The 15,264-nt window shown below is 63.0% G+C and carries 14 protein-coding genes; 2 read left to right on the forward strand and 12 right to left on the reverse strand.

All coding sequences use genetic code 11. The annotated features are described in order from the left end of the window. Positions 1-12 precede the first annotated feature (12 nt). Positions 13-1,749, reverse strand: a complete 1,737-nt coding sequence (locus AC1D3C_RS11005; protein ID WP_477482901.1) for a hybrid sensor histidine kinase/response regulator — start codon at positions 1,747-1,749, stop codon at positions 13-15. Here AC1D3C_RS11005 and AC1D3C_RS11010 point away from each other — a divergent pair. Continuing rightward, positions 1,684-2,268 carry a hypothetical protein gene (locus AC1D3C_RS11010; protein ID WP_477482902.1) on the forward strand — a complete coding sequence of 195 codons (585 nt, stop codon included), beginning with the start codon at positions 1,684-1,686 and terminating at the stop codon, positions 2,266-2,268. The two genes, AC1D3C_RS11005 and AC1D3C_RS11010, sit on opposite strands and share 66 nt — an antisense overlap. 106 nt (positions 2,269-2,374) lie before the next feature. Here the strand turns inward: AC1D3C_RS11010 and AC1D3C_RS11015 are convergent, their stop codons facing one another. From AC1D3C_RS11015 to coxB, 4 genes are read right to left on the reverse strand one after another with little or no spacing between them, the layout of a single operon-like run. Then, complete coding sequence (locus AC1D3C_RS11015) at positions 2,375-3,001, reverse strand: cytochrome c oxidase assembly protein (protein ID WP_477482903.1); 627 nt, start codon at positions 2,999-3,001, stop codon at positions 2,375-2,377. Further along, complete coding sequence (locus AC1D3C_RS11020; protein WP_247137657.1) at positions 2,998-3,381, reverse strand: hypothetical protein; 384 nt, start codon at positions 3,379-3,381, stop codon at positions 2,998-3,000. The genes AC1D3C_RS11015 and AC1D3C_RS11020 overlap by 4 nt, the downstream gene beginning before the upstream one ends. Further along, on the reverse strand, positions 3,378-5,894 hold the full coding sequence (gene ctaD, locus AC1D3C_RS11025) for a cytochrome c oxidase subunit I (protein ID WP_477482904.1): 2,517 nt from the start codon (positions 5,892-5,894) through the stop codon (positions 3,378-3,380). The genes AC1D3C_RS11020 and ctaD overlap by 4 nt, the downstream gene beginning before the upstream one ends. Next, positions 5,891-6,958 (reverse strand): cytochrome c oxidase subunit II, encoded by a 1,068-nt coding sequence (gene coxB, locus AC1D3C_RS11030; protein ID WP_477482905.1) that lies wholly within the window; start codon positions 6,956-6,958, stop codon positions 5,891-5,893. Before coxB ends, ctaD begins: the two co-directional genes overlap by 4 nt. A gap of 328 nt (positions 6,959-7,286) precedes the next feature. Here coxB and AC1D3C_RS11035 point away from each other — a divergent pair, with 328 nt between their 5' ends. After that, the gene (locus AC1D3C_RS11035; RefSeq protein WP_309493821.1) at positions 7,287-7,505 is read left to right on the forward strand and encodes a hypothetical protein; all 219 of its coding nucleotides are present in this window, start codon (positions 7,287-7,289) and stop codon (positions 7,503-7,505) included. A 170-nt stretch (positions 7,506-7,675) separates the two neighbouring features. On the opposite strand, the gene AC1D3C_RS11040 is transcribed toward AC1D3C_RS11035, so the two are convergent. From AC1D3C_RS11040 to AC1D3C_RS11070, 7 genes are read right to left on the reverse strand one after another with little or no spacing between them, the layout of a single operon-like run. Beyond that, positions 7,676-8,209 (reverse strand): NADH-quinone oxidoreductase subunit B family protein, encoded by a 534-nt coding sequence (locus tag AC1D3C_RS11040; RefSeq protein ID WP_247137654.1) that lies wholly within the window; start codon positions 8,207-8,209, stop codon positions 7,676-7,678. A 15-nt stretch (positions 8,210-8,224) separates the two neighbouring features. Continuing rightward, positions 8,225-9,736 carry a hydrogenase large subunit gene (locus AC1D3C_RS11045; protein WP_477482906.1) on the reverse strand — a complete coding sequence of 504 codons (1,512 nt, stop codon included), beginning with the start codon at positions 9,734-9,736 and terminating at the stop codon, positions 8,225-8,227. Between the two features lie 13 nt (positions 9,737-9,749). After that, positions 9,750-11,210 carry a hydrogenase 4 subunit F gene (locus AC1D3C_RS11050; protein WP_247138223.1) on the reverse strand — a complete coding sequence of 487 codons (1,461 nt, stop codon included), beginning with the start codon at positions 11,208-11,210 and terminating at the stop codon, positions 9,750-9,752. After that, on the reverse strand, positions 11,207-11,875 hold the full coding sequence (locus tag AC1D3C_RS11055; RefSeq protein ID WP_038543976.1) for a hydrogenase-4 component E: 669 nt from the start codon (positions 11,873-11,875) through the stop codon (positions 11,207-11,209). The genes AC1D3C_RS11050 and AC1D3C_RS11055 overlap by 4 nt, the downstream gene beginning before the upstream one ends. Further along, complete coding sequence (locus tag AC1D3C_RS11060; RefSeq protein WP_477482907.1) at positions 11,875-12,831, reverse strand: respiratory chain complex I subunit 1 family protein; 957 nt, start codon at positions 12,829-12,831, stop codon at positions 11,875-11,877. The genes AC1D3C_RS11055 and AC1D3C_RS11060 overlap by 1 nt, the downstream gene beginning before the upstream one ends. Further along, complete coding sequence (gene hyfB, locus AC1D3C_RS11065) at positions 12,822-14,837, reverse strand: hydrogenase 4 subunit B (RefSeq protein WP_477482908.1); 2,016 nt, start codon at positions 14,835-14,837, stop codon at positions 12,822-12,824. The genes AC1D3C_RS11060 and hyfB overlap by 10 nt, the downstream gene beginning before the upstream one ends. Further along, positions 14,834-15,148: a helix-turn-helix domain-containing protein gene (locus AC1D3C_RS11070; protein WP_477482909.1), complete on the reverse strand. Its 315-nt coding sequence runs from the start codon at positions 15,146-15,148 to the stop codon at positions 14,834-14,836. Before AC1D3C_RS11070 ends, hyfB begins: the two co-directional genes overlap by 4 nt. Positions 15,149-15,264: the final 116 nt, after the last annotated feature.

A 15,264-nucleotide genomic window follows, 5' to 3' on the forward strand; every position in this document is an offset into this window, starting at 1 on the left:
CTCTCGCGCCGATCAGCTTTTCGCCGGGATCTCCAGGCGCACGACGTTTGTTGATTTCTCCGTCGAAATCTGGGCCGCCTCCAGTGAAGCAGTCAGGTCTTCGATCTTGAACGGCTTGGCCACAACCGGGCACCCGACCTCCGTGCCAGCCTCAAGCTTGTCGCTGTAGCCGGTCATCAGAACAACCGGCAGGCGCGAGTTCTTCCGACGTATTTCTTCGGCAAGCTCGATGCCGGACATGCCCGGCATCATGATGTCGCTGATCACGGCCTCGATCTCCGGGTGACGTTCGAGAACCTCGATTGCCTCGCTGCCGCTTGTCGCCACGAAAATCGTGGAAACCAGTCCTTCCAAAGCCAGGCGCACCGATTCCAGCGATGATGGCGTGTCGTCCACTATCAAAAGCTGGCCAGGAAGATCTACCCCCGGCTTTGCGGGTTCGCGTGGAATGCGCTGTTCGCTTGAGCGGGGAAGCAGCAGCGTGAAGGCACTGCCATGGCCAACCACGCTCGACACTTTGACGGCACCGCCGCTCCCCTTCGCAAAGCTATGGACCTGGGTTAGCCCCAGGCCCGGGCCGCCATTCTTCTTCGTGGAGAAAAACGGCTCGAACACCCGCCCCAGATGCTCGGATGCGACGCCTGTTCCGGTATCTGCGATCGTCAAGGCAACAAATTGCCCTTGGAGGGTCGGATCTTCCACAGCGCCATCGAGGACGTTCCTTGCCGAAATCGTTACCTGACCGCCGCCGCCCATCGCCTCGCGCGCATTGGTCAGGAAATTGATCAGCGCGATCTCGAGGCCCGCGGGATCCACGTGAACGGGCCAGATGTCATCCGGAACGTTGATGTCCATGACAATCGTGTCGTCGACGGCTTGTCGCAGCAGCGGTCTCAATTCGGCAAGCTTGATGTCCAGCTCCACATGTCCGGCACCTTGGTTGGAGCGCCTGGAGAAAGACAGCAGTCGTTGGGTGATCGTCTTTCCCCTCGTCACTCCGTCACTCATGTGCGAAAGGAGCTGCGTCACCCGCTGCTCATCGTTCCGCCTCCTCCTGATGCCCTCGACGCCCGACTGAAACACCATGAGCAGGTTGTTGAAATCATGCGCTGCCTGGCCCGTCAGCTTTCCAAGCGCATCCATGCGCTGCCAGTTTGCCATGCTTTCGCGTTCGCGGTTCCTGGCCCGAATCTCCCTGTGAAAGAGAAAGGCAGCCGAGCCTGAGAGCAGCAGCGTAAAGCAGCTGGCTGCGGCGAGCAGCAAGGTCGCCTTACGCGCCAGCCTGTCATATTCGGCAACCGGCAGACCCACCCTCACCCGCCATGGGGTTTCCCCCAGCGCAACTTCGGCAACCCGCAACTCCTGCCCGTTCTTGAGCGTTGCCAGACCAAAATCCGTTCCGGAAAAGTTTGCGAACTCGCTTGCCGCGTTACCGGCGAGCGCAGGAGCGCCGGTGGAAGCGACAAGGCGGTCCTGACCATCGACGATCCAGGCCGCCCAGTTTTCCGGCAGCCCATTGGCGTAGAGGAGGTTTGTCACGATCGTCGGGCGGATGACGACCGACAGAATAGCTCGCAGCTTGTCATTCCTCTGGATCGGAACCCTTACGGCAAAGGCCGCCTGCCCCCGAGGCCCGATCGAAACATTGCCGATCACCGCGCCGCCCGTGCGAACCACGGCCTGATGGCTCTCGATGTCGACGACCTGTTTTTCAACCGAACCCTCCAGCGGCGGCAGCGACAGCACCACCTCGCCCTTTTCGTCCGATATCCGGATCTGCTCCCATTCAGGCACTCGCTCCCGCAGGCGTCGAGCGGTCTCGGCGAAAGCGGAACGGGGAATGGGCGGATCGAGACGGGGCGAATCCGCAACGACGGTCAGAAGCTGAATCTGGCTTTTAAGCTCGCGCTGAAGCGTGGCGGCCATGGCCGTCGCTTTGCTGCGAATGTCGGCGTCGAGCGCGTTCTGCTGCTCCTGAATGAAGAACCTGCCCATCACTGCGGCGAGAATGATAAGCGGGATGAGCGACGCAGTAACGAGAAGCAGCGCTGGCCGGGTTTGATTCAACTGATACTCCGATATCCGTTGTTCACGTTCCATCAAATAAGCCAGAGCCTGAAACTTGCAACGCCAATTTGGGCAGGAAGGTCAGCGCCGCGCCGGATGGCTGGAGAGATTGCATCGATCAGCGTCATGCAAATGACGATGTCAACGGTCGACCGTTCTTTCCTCCGCCTTTTCCACGCCACAACGACACGTTCTCCGTAAGATCGGATTCTCCAATGACCGGAGGCGAGCTGTCCCGCAACCGCAGGCTTGTGGACCTGCTCTTCCAACCAACCGGAGCGGAGCATATCCACTTTTCCGCCGCGACTCAGCGATCCGGCACCGGCGCGTTCAGCGTGCGGGCCATTAGCGCCACGCCGCCGGCCAAATAGACCGCAGCCCCGACCAGCAGCATGACAACGCCGCCGACCTGCTGATCCGCGGCCGCGTCGAGCGTAACGCCGAGGCAGGTCACGTCTCCTTCTCCATAAAGCGGGCGCGGCGAAAGTGCCAGCAGAGCGCCAAGCAGGGTCATATGCATGGATGTGAAAAGCAGGCCGAACGTGCCGGCAAGGCGCCGCTCCTCCCTTCCGGCCTGCCACCCGCCAAAGCAGGAGAGCCAAAGCGCCAGCCCTGCCCCGAAAAAGATTGCCTGCTCGAGTGCCGCGAAAGCAATCGAGCTTTCGGAAAGCGCCCGAAGCGCCGGGATATGCCAGACCCAGACCGCGAAAAGCTCGATGACAGAGGCAAGCAGCGGAGTGAACCACGGCCGGCCGGCGGTAAAATCCCGCTCCGTCCCCGATATTCCGACAGCAACCAGCGGCGCGGCGCCCGCCACCACTCCCATATGCGCAATCATGTGGACGGAAAAGGAATTGCGGTCGGCAAAGGGCAGAAACATGCCCCACAGCAACAGCAGCAGGACGAAGCCGGTTGTGAGCGCCGCCTTTGTCATGGCTGACACTCGGCGATGAAGATCAGCGGGATCGACGCGAAAACCACGGCGACGAAGCTGAGGCCAGACAGCAGCAGTGTCGCAAAGCCTTGGAACAGGGTACGGGCATCGCGGGTCGGCTCGTCATGCGGCGGATCGGCCGCTCCGAAACCCCATTGCCGCCAGGCGAGATACCCCGACAGCACGATCATCGCCAGCGCCAGCACAGTCACGATGACAAGTGCGATCCGCACGCCGTCGAAAGTGAACGAGGATGGCAGCCGCTTGGCGCAGAACACCGCAACCGTGACGTAACAGGCGATGAAATGCAGCGCCCAGACGGTCGGCGCCGTAAATAGGGTCCAAAGCGTTTCGACTTCGCGCGGAATGATGCTTTTCATGATGCCACCATCGGGAAAAGGCCGATGACCGCGAAGGTGACGACGGCGGTAAAGGCCATGAAGTGCCAGTAGAGCGCGACGTTGCGGCTATCCTGGTCATATTCCGCGGTCATCCGTCCAGCGACGCTGCGGGCGAGGCAATAGGCCTGCATGATCGCGCCGACCACGCCGTGCGTCACCGTCCAGATTGCGACGATCCAGACGATGGCCGGATAGACATTCGCTGTCGGATCCATGCCATGCAGATAGGGACCGGCAAGGCCCGCAAGCGAGGCGGCGACCGAAACGGCGAAGGCTGCGGTGAGCGCCAACCGCGCATCCGGCCGGCCCTTGTCGTTGAGTTGACGCGCCAGCAACGTCAGGCCCCAGGCGATGACGTAGAGCACCAGCGCCGCCATCGGCCACAGGACGCCGGGTCCATTGGCGACCGTGGTGAAGTTGTCATGGATGGTCCAGTAGAAGAAATAACCGAAAATCAGGCTCGCGAACGCCGTGCCGTCGCCGACCATGGTGATGAACATCGCCCACCAGCCGACTGACGCCGGCCCGGAGACATAGATCGGCAATTTAAGGCCAAGCCCGACATCGATCTCCGACGCTTCGGGGATCGGCGCAGTCCCCTTCCACAGCCAGTGAATGATGGCGATGAAGGTGATGATCGCGAAGACGATCGTCGTGATCCACAATTTGAAGGTCAGCGCGATGAACACGCCACCGAGCGCGATCGCCGCGATGATCGTCACGTAGGAAACGCCGCCGACCCTCAGGCACTGGATCGGCTTGGCATCCAGAACAGAGGTCACTAGGGTCTCGCGTTTGCCGGACTTCGCATCCGGCAGATAGAAGCGCCCGGCCTCGATATCAGCCTGCAGGTTCGGCTGATCCCAGAGCGGATAACGGCTGTTGATGATCGGCACCGAGCGCATGCCCCAGCTTTCCGATGGATCGTTGGTCCATTCGAGCGTCCCGGAATTCCAAGGGTTGAGATCGCGCCCTGCCGGTTGTTGTTTCGGGCGAAAGATGTCGATGACGAAGGCCGCGACACCGGCTGCGAAAACGAAGGCGCCGATCGTCGAGATGAAGTTGAACCAATCCCAGCCGATATCTTCCGGATAAGTGAAGACCCGCCGCGGCATGCCGCGCAGGCCGGAGAAGTGCATGGGGAAGAAGGCGACGTTGAAACCGGCAAACATCAGCCAGAAAGCGATCCTGCCCCAGGCATCGCTGAGCTTCTTACCCGTCACGAACGGAAAGTAGTAATAGATGCCGGCGACGACCGGAAACAGCATGCCGCCGATCAGCACGTAGTGCAGGTGCGCGACGACGAAATACGTGTCATGCGCCTGCCAGTCGAACGGTACGAGCGCCACCATGACACCCGTCAGTCCGCCGATCACGAAGATGATCAGCCCGCCGGCCCCGAACAGCATCGGCACCGAAAAGATCACCCGGCCGGCGAGCATGGTGGCTATGAACACGAAAATCTGCACGCCGGTCGGGATCGCCACCGCCTCCGATGCCGCCGAGAAAAAGGCAAGCGAGATCTGCGGCAGGCCGGTCGCGAACATATGGTGCACCCAGAGCCCGAAACTTAGGAAACCCGTACCGACGGCAGCCAGGACGATCCACGAATAACCAACGATCGGCCGCTGCGAGAAGGTCGGCACGATCATCGCCATCAAAGCGATTGCGGGCAGGAAGATGATGTAGACTTCCGGGTGGCCGAAGATCCAGAACAGGTGCTGCCAAAGCAGCGGATCGCCGCCTCGCCTCGCGTCGAAGAACGGCCAGTCGAACATCCGCTCCATCTCGAACAGGATGTCGCCCGCGATCAACGGCGGAAAGGCAAAAAGGATCATGCCCGCGACGATCAGCAGATACCAGGCGAACATCGGCATGATGTTGATACGCATGCCGGGCGCCCGGCATTTCATGATGCCGACGATGATCTCGACGGCTGCGGCAATCGACGCCACCTCGATGAAGGACAGGCCGAGCAGCCAGATATCCGCGCCGATGCCGGCATATTCGTCGTCGGTCGCAAGCGGCGGATACATGAACCAGCCGGCGTTCGGGGCGGCGTTGAAGAAGATCGAGCCGCAGACGAAGACGCCGCCGATGAGAAAACTCCAGAAGCCGAAGGCGGACAGCCGCGGGAACGGCAATTCGCGGGCGCCGAGCATCGACGGCAGCAGAAAGATCGCGACGGCTTCGAAGATCGGCACCGCGAACAGGAACATCATCACCGTGCCATGCAGCGTGAAGGCCTGGTTGAAGAGTTCGGCGGAGATGAGGTCGTTCTGCGGCACCGCCAGTTGCAGGCGCATCAGGAGCCCGAGCAGGCCGGCGAACAGCATGAAGGCAAAGGCGGTGACGCCGTACCAAAGGCCGATCTCGCTGTTGTTGACAGAGGTCCAGTAGCGGATGCCCTTCGGCGTCTCCCATACCTTGCGGAGCCGTTCCTCCTGCGCCGCCCTCTCCTCCGGCGAAAAATTGCCGAGCTCCATGGTCATCTGAGCCCCTTCAGGTAGGCGGCGATCCGATCGATCTCGGCCTCCGGCAGCATGCTGAAATGAGGCATGCGGGCCTCCGGCTTCACGGCATCGGGATCGCGCAGAAATCGCGCAATTTGATCCTTCTCGTTGGCCAGGGTTCCGGCTCCGGCCGAGCCACGCTCGCCGAAGGCGGTAAGATCGGGGCCTATCGCTCCCCGTGCCTCGGTGCCGGAAATGCCATGGCAGGCACCACAGCCATGTCTGAGGAACAGCTCCAACCCCTGTGCGTCACGGGTGCCGGAGGATGCCTGCCGCGCCTTGTACCAGTCCTCGTACGCTTCCGGTTCCATCGCATGGACGGTGAAAGCCATCAGCGCGTGACTGGCGCCGCAGAACTCTGCGCAGACGCCCCGATAGGTACCGGGCTTTTCCGCCTGCAATGTGAGGCGGTTCTCACGGCCGGGTATCATGTCCATCTTGCCGCCGAGCACGGGTATCCAGAAGGAATGGATAACGTCGGGCGATTTCAGCAGAAAGACGACGCGCTCTCCGGTCGGTACGCGCACTTCATTGGCCGTTTCGAAAACGACCGCGCCACCGTCATCGAGATAACGCACCCGCCACCAGAACTGCTCGCCGGTCACCTCGACGCGCCGCAGGCCGCGATCTTCTGCCTGGAACCAGGGCCGGACATTGGGCATCAGCCAGACGGCATAGGAAAGGAGGGCTGCAAGGATGACCGACGGCAAAACAGCCCCGCCCCAGAGGATGAGCTGCCCCGCGCCTTTTTCCGAATAGGTTCGACGCTTGCGCGCGGCATGGAACAGCAGCCCGACGACGCCCGCCCAGATCACCGCGCCGCCGATCAGCATGACGAAAAAGAGGGTTGCGACCGCGCTTGCCTCGCTGCCTGCCGGATCGAGTGCCGACTGGACGCCGGAACATGACGCCAAAAGCGGAAACAGAAGAAGGATGATCGTGGCTCGGATTGCCGGCCGATGGCCGCCCGAAATGCCGTCCCGGCCGATGTCTCGTCCTGATCGGATTGGCCGGCCAACGCCGGTCAAGCGGTCATCATCCATTCGACAAGCACCCATCGTGCCATTCGGCCGTCAGCCGGACATGGAGCCGCAACGCACGACCTGAGGCTTTGTTCCAGGAAAGAAGACCGGACCAAGATGTTTAAAAAAAGGTCGGCCTCCGAAGGGAAATCAGCACGCGCGAAGTAGCGACCGGTCGCCGCGCATCCGATCCCGTGAGCACTCGAAAATAGTGCCCGGATTGATCTCGATCACTGATGACGCTGCTGATGCGCGTAGTTTCACCTTTTAACCCAAAAGGGAGGTTACCATGCCGCTGAAATTGAAGTCAGGATTCTTGACATCCTCCGGACAGGAGGGTCGCCTGTTGATGGATACAGGGATCGGCGACCAAGTCGTCGTGGTTACCCACAATGCGCTTGAGGCCATCGCCGATCCCCCACGCGCCGATGAATTCAGGCTGCAGGAACATATCGAAGTCTTCAGCCGGATTGCGAGCGACAAGTTCGACGGAAAACAATTCGATCCGACCGGCCATATTCGCGTGACGTCCGAGGACGTCCGCACGTGGCGCAATATCGGCCGATAGATGTCGGATGCTCCAGGCCCAGCCAATATAGCACCTGAAGACGTGGAGGCTGCTCGGGCCACAGCAGGCTCCGGACGACGGCGAACCTGCAAGACAGCGCCGCGACCGGCCCCTTCCGGATACCTGTCATTCGCCCTGTGGTCTGAAGACGTCGAGCCATTGGAGTAGCCTCACGAAGCGCGGGCTCCCTTGTCCGCCTGATCGAGCAATGCAAGCAGGCCCTTCAGGATCTCTGTCGGGGGCGGCGGGCAGCCTGGAATATGAAGGTCCACCGGCACGACCTTCGAAACCCCGCCCATGACCGCATAGCTATCTGCGAAGCAGCCGCCGTCGCGGGCGCAACTGCCGAGCGCCACGACCCATTTGGGACCGGGCGTAGCGTTGTAGGTCCGTTCCAGCGCCTCGGCCATGTTCCGCGTCACCGGACCGGTGACCATCAGCACGTCGGCATGCCGCGGCGAGGCGACGAAGCGGATGCCGAAACGCTCGATATCGTAGAAGACGTTGCTCAGCGCGTGCATTTCCAATTCGCAGCCGTTGCAGGAGCCTGCGTCGACAGCGCGGATCGACAGGCTGCGGCCAAGCCGGCGACGGGCCGACCTGTCGACGGCCGTGGCAAGCTCCTCTATCGCCGCATCGGATTGTCGCGGGGCCGCTTCTGTGAGCGGCGGCCGGATCAGACTTTCGAAAAGGAGCCTGCGCATGGCTATCTGCCTCCGTTAGAGATCGTGGCCGGAATAGGAGCAGTTGAAGGATTTGTTGCAGAGCGGGAAATCGGCAACGATGTTCCCTTCGATGGCGGCTTCCAGCAACGGCCACTGGAACCACGAAGGATCGCGCAGATGGCACCGATCCACCCGGTTGCCGGCAAGCCTGAGCCAGACAAGGATGTCGCCGCGAAAACCTTCCACGACGGCCATGCCTTCGCGCACCTCCCCGTTGTCGGCTACGTCATGCCGTGTGGGGCCGGGCGGCAACTGGTCGAGAATCTGTTCGATGAGCGAGAGGCTCTGCTCGACCTCACGGATGCGGATCCAGATGCGCGCGTTGACGTCTCCTTGGTCGAGTACCGGCACATCGAAGCGGAGAACATCGTAGGGCGGATAGGGCAAAGCGCGCCGGACATCGAAGGCGCGCCCGGACGCACGCCCGACATAGCCCCCGGCGCCGTAAAGACGGGCGAGATCCGGCACGAGGATGCCTGTGCCCACCATCCGGTCCTGCAAAGATGCGGTATTGTCATAGAGATCCACCAGCGCCGGAAACTTTCTGCGGATCTCGGCAAGCAGCGTGCGCAGGCCCGCCGCACCGGCCTCGTCGAGATCGGCGGCGACGCCGCCGGGCACGATGCAGTCGCGCATCAGGCGATGGCCGAAAGCGGCATCGGCAACCCTCAGCACACGCTCACGCAGCGCGCCGCAATGGGCGAGCATCAGCGGGAAGGCGGCGTCGTTGCAGATGGCGCCGATATCGCCGAGATGGTTGGCGAGCCGTTCCAACTCCGCCATCAGCGCCCGGAGCCAGACTGCGCGCGGCGGGATGTCGAGCCCGAGCGCTGCCTCGGCCGCCCGCGAGAAGGCATAGGCATAGGCGACAGTGCTGTCGCCGGAGGTCCGGCCGGCAAGCTGGAGTGCCCTGCCGAGATCGGCCCCCGTCATCAGACCTTCGATGCCCTTATGGACATAACCGAGGCGCTCTTCGAGGCGGACGACCGTCTCGCCGTTGGCCGTGAAGCGGAAATGTCCCGGCTCGATGATGCCCGCATGCACCGGACCGACCGGGATCCGGTGCAGGCTTTCGCCTTCCGCCGGCAGGAATTCGTAAGGCACAGCTTCCGCAGGCCTGATGGCCTTCTCACCCAGCGGAAAGCGCAGGGTCCAGCGGCCATGGTCGAGCCACGGCCGGCTGTCGGGCAGGCCCTCCGGTTCAAGGCCGGTCAGGTCCCGGAGCGCTCGCTCCAGCCGAAGAGCGGGAGGATGACGGCGAGCCACCGAAGGATAGTAGCCTTCAAGCCCTTCCAGGCTGATGACGCCGACGGTGCCGTCGGCCTCGTCGAACACCGCCATGTGCACGGCATCCGCTTCTCCCCAGAGCCCGAGCAATGTCCTTTGCCTGTCTGCAAGGGTCTCGGTTACCGCAATCCAGCCCGCAGCATTGGCGACCGCGCGCGGCCATGGACGATGGTGCCCGACCAGACGGCTCTCCGGGGCGGTGGCGATCAAGGCCGGCATGACAAACAGTCCTTCATCGGAGCAGGTTGGCGATATGCTGGAACCAGGCGACCAGCGGCGGCGGCAGATAGATGCCGGCGATCAGGACCAGCACGAGATGCGAATACATCGGCAGATAAGAGGCATCGGCTGGTTTCCGGCTGCCGCGCGGCTGGCCAAAGGCGACGCCCGTCAGCCGCAGCAACAAGGCCCCGAACGCCACCAGCAGCCCGAACACCAACGGCACGGCCAGCAGGGGATGTCGCGCGAAGGTGGAGCTGACAAGCAGAAACTCGCTCATGAAGACGCCCATGGGTGGCAGGCCGGCAATGGCTGCAACGCTGATCACCAGACCCCAGCCGAGGACCGGATGGGTTTCGGTGAGGCCGCGGATGGCCGAAAGCCGCTGGGTTCCCTTGATCTGGGAGATGTGGCCGACGGCGAAGAAGATCGCCGATTTGGTCAGCGAATGCATGACCATATGCAGCAGCCCGGCGAAATTGGCGAGCGGGCCGCCGAGGCCGAAGGCGAAAACGATGATGCCCATATGCTCGATCGAGGAATAGGCGAACATACGCTTAATATCGCGGCGCCGGTAAAGCATGAACGCCGCGAAGATCAGCGACGCCAGCCCCATGGTCATCATCAGCGGCCCGGGGCTGATCGCTTCCGGACTGGCGGCGAGCAGGATCTTGAAGCGCAGCACGGCATAAAGCGCGACATTCAGGAGCAGTCCCGACAGCACGGCGGAAATTGGCGTCGGCCCCTCGGCATGCGCGTCCGGCAGCCAGGCATGCAGCGGCGCGAGGCCGACCTTGGTGCCGTAACCGAGCAGCAGAAAGATGAAGGCGACGTTGAGCAGCGCCGGGTCGAAGTCAGCAACCCGCTCGACGAGAAGGGTCCAGACCATGGCGTCGTACCCTTCTCCGACCACCGGCTGTGCTGCCAGATAGACGAGAATAGTGCCGAACAGCGCGAAGGCGATACCGACGCTGCCCAGAATGAAGTATTTCCAGGCCGCTTCCAGCGCCTCATGGGTGCGATAGATGCCGACCATCAGCACGGTGGTCAGCGTCGCCAGTTCCACGGCCACCCACATCAGGCCGATATTGTTCGAGACGAACGCCAGGTTCATGCCGAACATCATGATCTGATACATGGCGTGGTAGAAGCGCAGGTTCGCCGGCGTCAGCCGGCCGGTCTCCAGTTCGTGGGCGATATAGCTGGCGCTGAACAGGCTGGTCGTGAAGCCGACGAAGGTGTTGAGAACGATAAAGACGATGTTGAGGTCGTCGACCAGCAGGTACCGACCCGGCTCCGGCCGCTCGGTGACGAACAGGCAAAGGGCGGCGACGAGCGTCAGCAGGCTGGCCGCCACGTTGACGCGCGCCGTCACCTTGTAGCCAGGCATGAGAGCGAGCAGCGCCGCCGCGACGACCGGGATCGCCAAAATGGCCGCGACCGCATCGAAGGTGAAGAGGGAGGATGCGTTCATTTCCGCCGCCTTCCCCTGACGTCGTCGAGCGCCCTGACGTCGACGGTGTCGAACCGCTCGCGGATCCGGAACAGGAAGACGCCGATGACGATGAAGGCGATCAGGATCGAGAAGGCGACGCTGATCTCCACCACCAGCGGCATGCCCTTGGCGCCGGTCGCGGCGAGCACCAGTCCGTTTTCGAGCGACATGAAGCCGACGACCTGGCTGACGGCATTGCGCCGCGTCACCATGATCAGCAGCCCGAGCAGCAGGACGGAGAGCGCGAAGGCGAGGTCCTCGCGGGTCAGCGGGTCGGCTTCGGGCGTCACCCGCAGCATCACCACGATCGACAGCGCCACGAGGCCGATGCCGGCCAGCATGGTGAGGCCTATGCCAACCACTGTCTCGATCTCCCGGTGGATGCCGAGCTTGCGGATCATATGATGGAGCGCGACCGGGATGACGACGACCTTAAAGACGAGCGCGATCGCCGCCGTGACATAGAGATGCGGGGCGCCTTGGATGAAGGCCTGCCAGGCGACCGAAAGGGTGAGCAGCAGCGAATGCAGGGCGAACACGTTGAGCAGCGCATAGAGCCGGTCCTGGTAGAGCATCATCATGCTGACCAGGACGAGGCCGCCAGCGAGCATGTGGGCGATGTCGAAATAGACCGGTCCCTGCATCACAGGCTCCTCGATACGAATCTGAGCAGCGTGGCAAGCAGGCCGAGCATCAGCGCTGCGCCGAGGAACTGCGGCACCCGGAAGACTCGCATCTTGGCCGTCGCAGTCTCGAACAGCGCAAGCATCGCGCCGCCGGCCGCAAGCTTGACGACGTAGGATGCAAAGCCGACGAGGTAGGCCGGATACCCCGCCTCCGGGCCCTTGATGTTCCAGGGCACGAAGATGCAGACGATCATGGAGAGATAGAGCAGCAGCTTGAGCATGGCCGCGAGCTCGATCATCGCCAGATGCCGGCCGGAATATTCGAGCACCATGGCCTCGTGCACCATGGTGAGTTCGAGGTGGGTCGCCGGATTGTCAATCGGGATGCGCGCGTTCTCGGCGATCGCGACCATGATGATGGCGATCAGCGCCACGGCCAGCGAAACGCGCAATCCCACCTGCGGGGACGTCATGAAGGCGGCGATCGTCGAAAGCTGGGTGGAACCGGCAATAAGCGCCACCGCGAAGATGATCAGCAGCATCGCCGGTTCGGCGAGCGTGGCGATCAGCATTTCGCGGCTCGATCCTATCCCGCCGAAACTGGTGCCGACATCCATGCCCGCGAGCGCCAGGAAAAAACGGGCGCTGCCGAGCAGGCCGACGATGGCGATCAGATCGACCGTCCAGCTGAAAATGAGGCCTGTCGCGAAGGTGGGAATAACCGAGGCTGCAACCCAGGTCGCCGCGAAGATAAGGTAGGGCGCCATCCTGAACAGCCAGGATGCGTTTTCCGCCACCACCGCCTCCTTGCGCAGAAGTCTCGACAGGTCGCGATAGGGCTGAATGACCGATGCTCCCCGCCGGCGCAGGAGCCGCGCCTTCGCCTTGCGGACGAAGCCGGTCAGCAGCGGCGCAAGCGCCACGACGAACGCCATCTGGACGATCTGGACGAGAAGGTCGTGGATCAGGACCATAACGCCAGCACCAGAAGCAGGAGGACGAGCGCGAGGAAGACGAGGCTCAGATAGCGCCGGATGGTGAGGAATTGCAGATAGTTGAGCTTCTCGGCCACGTAACCCACGGCGCCGGCGATCGGCAGATAGAGACCTTCCCAGACGAGATCATGGGTTTCCAATGCAAAGCGTGCCGGGCTCAGCGTACCGGGCGGAGGCATGTCGACCCGCTCGCGGGCGCGGAAGACCAGCGTCCCGAAGACCCGCCGGACCGGTTGGGCGAAGCTGCCGGCCGAATATTGCATCGTGGCGTCGATCTGCGGAAAGCCGCAGTCCCAGGCCGGCGCCCGGCGAAGGGCACGCGAAGCGAAACGGTGGACGAGACCGGCGGCGAGCCAGGCCGAGAACCCGATGAACAGGAACACGAGCAGGCCGTTATAGGAACTGCGGCTTTCCGTGACCGGCACGATCGACAGCCACGGCATGTCGGTTTGTACCGGCATCCGGCCGCCGACGAGAAGCTGCGTGACCGGCGCGAGGGCGTCGATGACGATCCCGGGCAGGATGCCGGCCAGCAGGCACAGAGCTGCCAGAATGGACATGGCCGCCAGCGAGAAGCGGTCCGCTTCCGAGGCATTCGCGGCCGGGTCGGTTCTCGGCCGACCGAGGAAAGCGATGCCGAACGCCCTGACGAAACAGGCCGCCGCCAGCGCCGCCGACAGGGCCAGCAATCCGCCGACGGCCGGCACGAGAATGGTCAGCGCCCATTGGGGCAGGTCGGGGCTTTGCAGGATCGCCTGGAAGGCCAGCCATTCCGACGCAAAGCCGTTGAACGGCGGCAGCGCCGAAATCGCCATGCAGCCGACCAGGAAAGTAAAGGCGGTGACCGGCATGCGATGGATCAGGCCGCCCAGCTTTTCCATGTCGCGCTCGCCCGTCCGGGTCAGGACGGCACCGGCGCCGAAGAAGAGGAGGCTCTTGAAGAAGGAATGGTTGAGGACGTGGAAGAGCGCGGCGGTCATGGCAAGCGCCGCCGCCAGTTCCATGCCGGCGTCCTTGAACGCGAGCGCCAGTCCGAGGCCGACGAAGACCACGCCGATATTCTCGATCGTGCTGTAGGCGAGCATGCGCTTGAGATCCCGCTCCATCAGGGCATGCAGGATGCCGAGCACGGCGGTGCCGCTGCCGATCAGCAGGACGAGGAGGCCCGACCACCAGGCCGGCGTGCCGACGAGGTCGAAGAGGACGCGGATGAAGCAGTAGACGGCAACCTTGGTCATGACGCCGCTCATCAAGGCCGAGACATGGCTGGGTGCGGCCGGATGTGCCAGCGGCAACCAGACATGCAGAGGCACAAGACCGGCCTTCGAACCGGCGCCGACCAGCAGCAGGACAAGGACGAGGCCGGTCGCGAGTGGAGTGTGGTCCATGCCCCGCATGGCGGCGAAGCCATAGGCGCCGTCAGGCCCGGCCATGAGGCCGAAGGCGAGCAGCAGGGCGAGTGTACCGAAGCTCGCCATGACGATGTAGAGATAGCCCGCCCGGCGGTTTTCGGCGTCGCGGTGATGCGCCATCACCAGCGCCCACGAGGCCAGTGACATGAATTCCCAGGACAGCAGGAACGTGAATGCGTCGTCCGCCAGGATCACAAGGTTCATGCCGGCAAGGAACGCGGGGAAGAAAGGCAGGACCCTGTGGGGCGCATGTTCGTGACGTCCGTAGCCGAGGCCGTAGAGACTGGCGAAGGCACCACCCAGATCGACGACGAGAAGAAAGAAGGCGGCCAGCGGGTCGAGCCTGAAATGCGCCCCGAGCCAGGGCAGGCTGAAGGGAAGCATGAGGATCGGAACCTCGGCGGGCGGCGAGACGAGTTGCACCAACGCGGTTGCAAAGGCGACAGCCGCAATGGAAAGGCTCAGTCCGTAGATGACAGGCGTTGCCTGCTTCGATCGGGCCATGAAAACGGCGAGCGCCGCTGTCGCCAGAAGCGCGGCAACGCATAGCAGCATGACAAGTACCGACGTCATGGGCGCCTCCTCGCTCCATGCGTGCGTCCGGATGGTTCCGGCTTCTCGTTTCCGGAAGGTCCCGCTCTGGCCTTCAGCCGGACCCCCCGCCCCCCATTTTCGCTGGCCGCCCCCTCGCCGATCAGCTCGATCCCGGCTCTGTCGAGCGCCGCCAGCAGGCGCATCAGGGAATCGACGTTTCCCCGCACCACGTCGGCGCTCGCTTCCATGCGCTGGATCGTCGGCACCGAAATCCCTGCCAGCTCCGCCAGCTTCCGCTGGTCGATGCCGAGAAGAGCCCTCGCGGCGCGCATCTGAGCAGCAGTAATCACGATTCAACCATCGCTTTTATTATGCAGACCCGGATATTCGATGTTTATAATATACCTACTGATGTCTCAGATCAATATTTCGATGGGTGACGACGCATCTTTGAGGGTTGACCGGT

The organism is Neorhizobium sp. P1_A6 (assembly GCF_056406795.1).

What these genes read in the sequence shown, in the direction of transcription:
- AC1D3C_RS11010 (WP_477482902.1), top strand. Translation starts at nt 1,684, where the DNA reads ATGGCTCTCGATGTCGACGACCTGTTTTTCAACCGAACCCTCCAGCGG.
- AC1D3C_RS11015 (WP_477482903.1), bottom strand. Translation starts at nt 3,001, where the DNA reads ATGACAAAGGCGGCGCTCACAACCGGCTTCGTCCTGCTGCTGTTGCTG.
- AC1D3C_RS11020 (WP_247137657.1), bottom strand. Translation starts at nt 3,381, where the DNA reads ATGAAAAGCATCATTCCGCGCGAAGTCGAAACGCTTTGGACCCTATTT.
- ctaD (WP_477482904.1), bottom strand. Translation starts at nt 5,894, where the DNA reads ATGACCATGGAGCTCGGCAATTTTTCGCCGGAGGAGAGGGCGGCGCAG.
- coxB (WP_477482905.1), bottom strand. Translation starts at nt 6,958, where the DNA reads ATGGATGATGACCGCTTGACCGGCGTTGGCCGGCCAATCCGATCAGGA.
- AC1D3C_RS11035 (WP_309493821.1), top strand. Translation starts at nt 7,287, where the DNA reads ATGGATACAGGGATCGGCGACCAAGTCGTCGTGGTTACCCACAATGCG.
- AC1D3C_RS11040 (WP_247137654.1), bottom strand. Translation starts at nt 8,209, where the DNA reads ATGCGCAGGCTCCTTTTCGAAAGTCTGATCCGGCCGCCGCTCACAGAA.
- AC1D3C_RS11045 (WP_477482906.1), bottom strand. Translation starts at nt 9,736, where the DNA reads ATGCCGGCCTTGATCGCCACCGCCCCGGAGAGCCGTCTGGTCGGGCAC.
- AC1D3C_RS11050 (WP_247138223.1), bottom strand. Translation starts at nt 11,210, where the DNA reads ATGAACGCATCCTCCCTCTTCACCTTCGATGCGGTCGCGGCCATTTTG.
- AC1D3C_RS11055 (WP_038543976.1), bottom strand. Translation starts at nt 11,875, where the DNA reads ATGCAGGGACCGGTCTATTTCGACATCGCCCACATGCTCGCTGGCGGC.
- AC1D3C_RS11060 (WP_477482907.1), bottom strand. Translation starts at nt 12,831, where the DNA reads ATGGTCCTGATCCACGACCTTCTCGTCCAGATCGTCCAGATGGCGTTC.
- hyfB (WP_477482908.1), bottom strand. Translation starts at nt 14,837, where the DNA reads ATGACGTCGGTACTTGTCATGCTGCTATGCGTTGCCGCGCTTCTGGCG.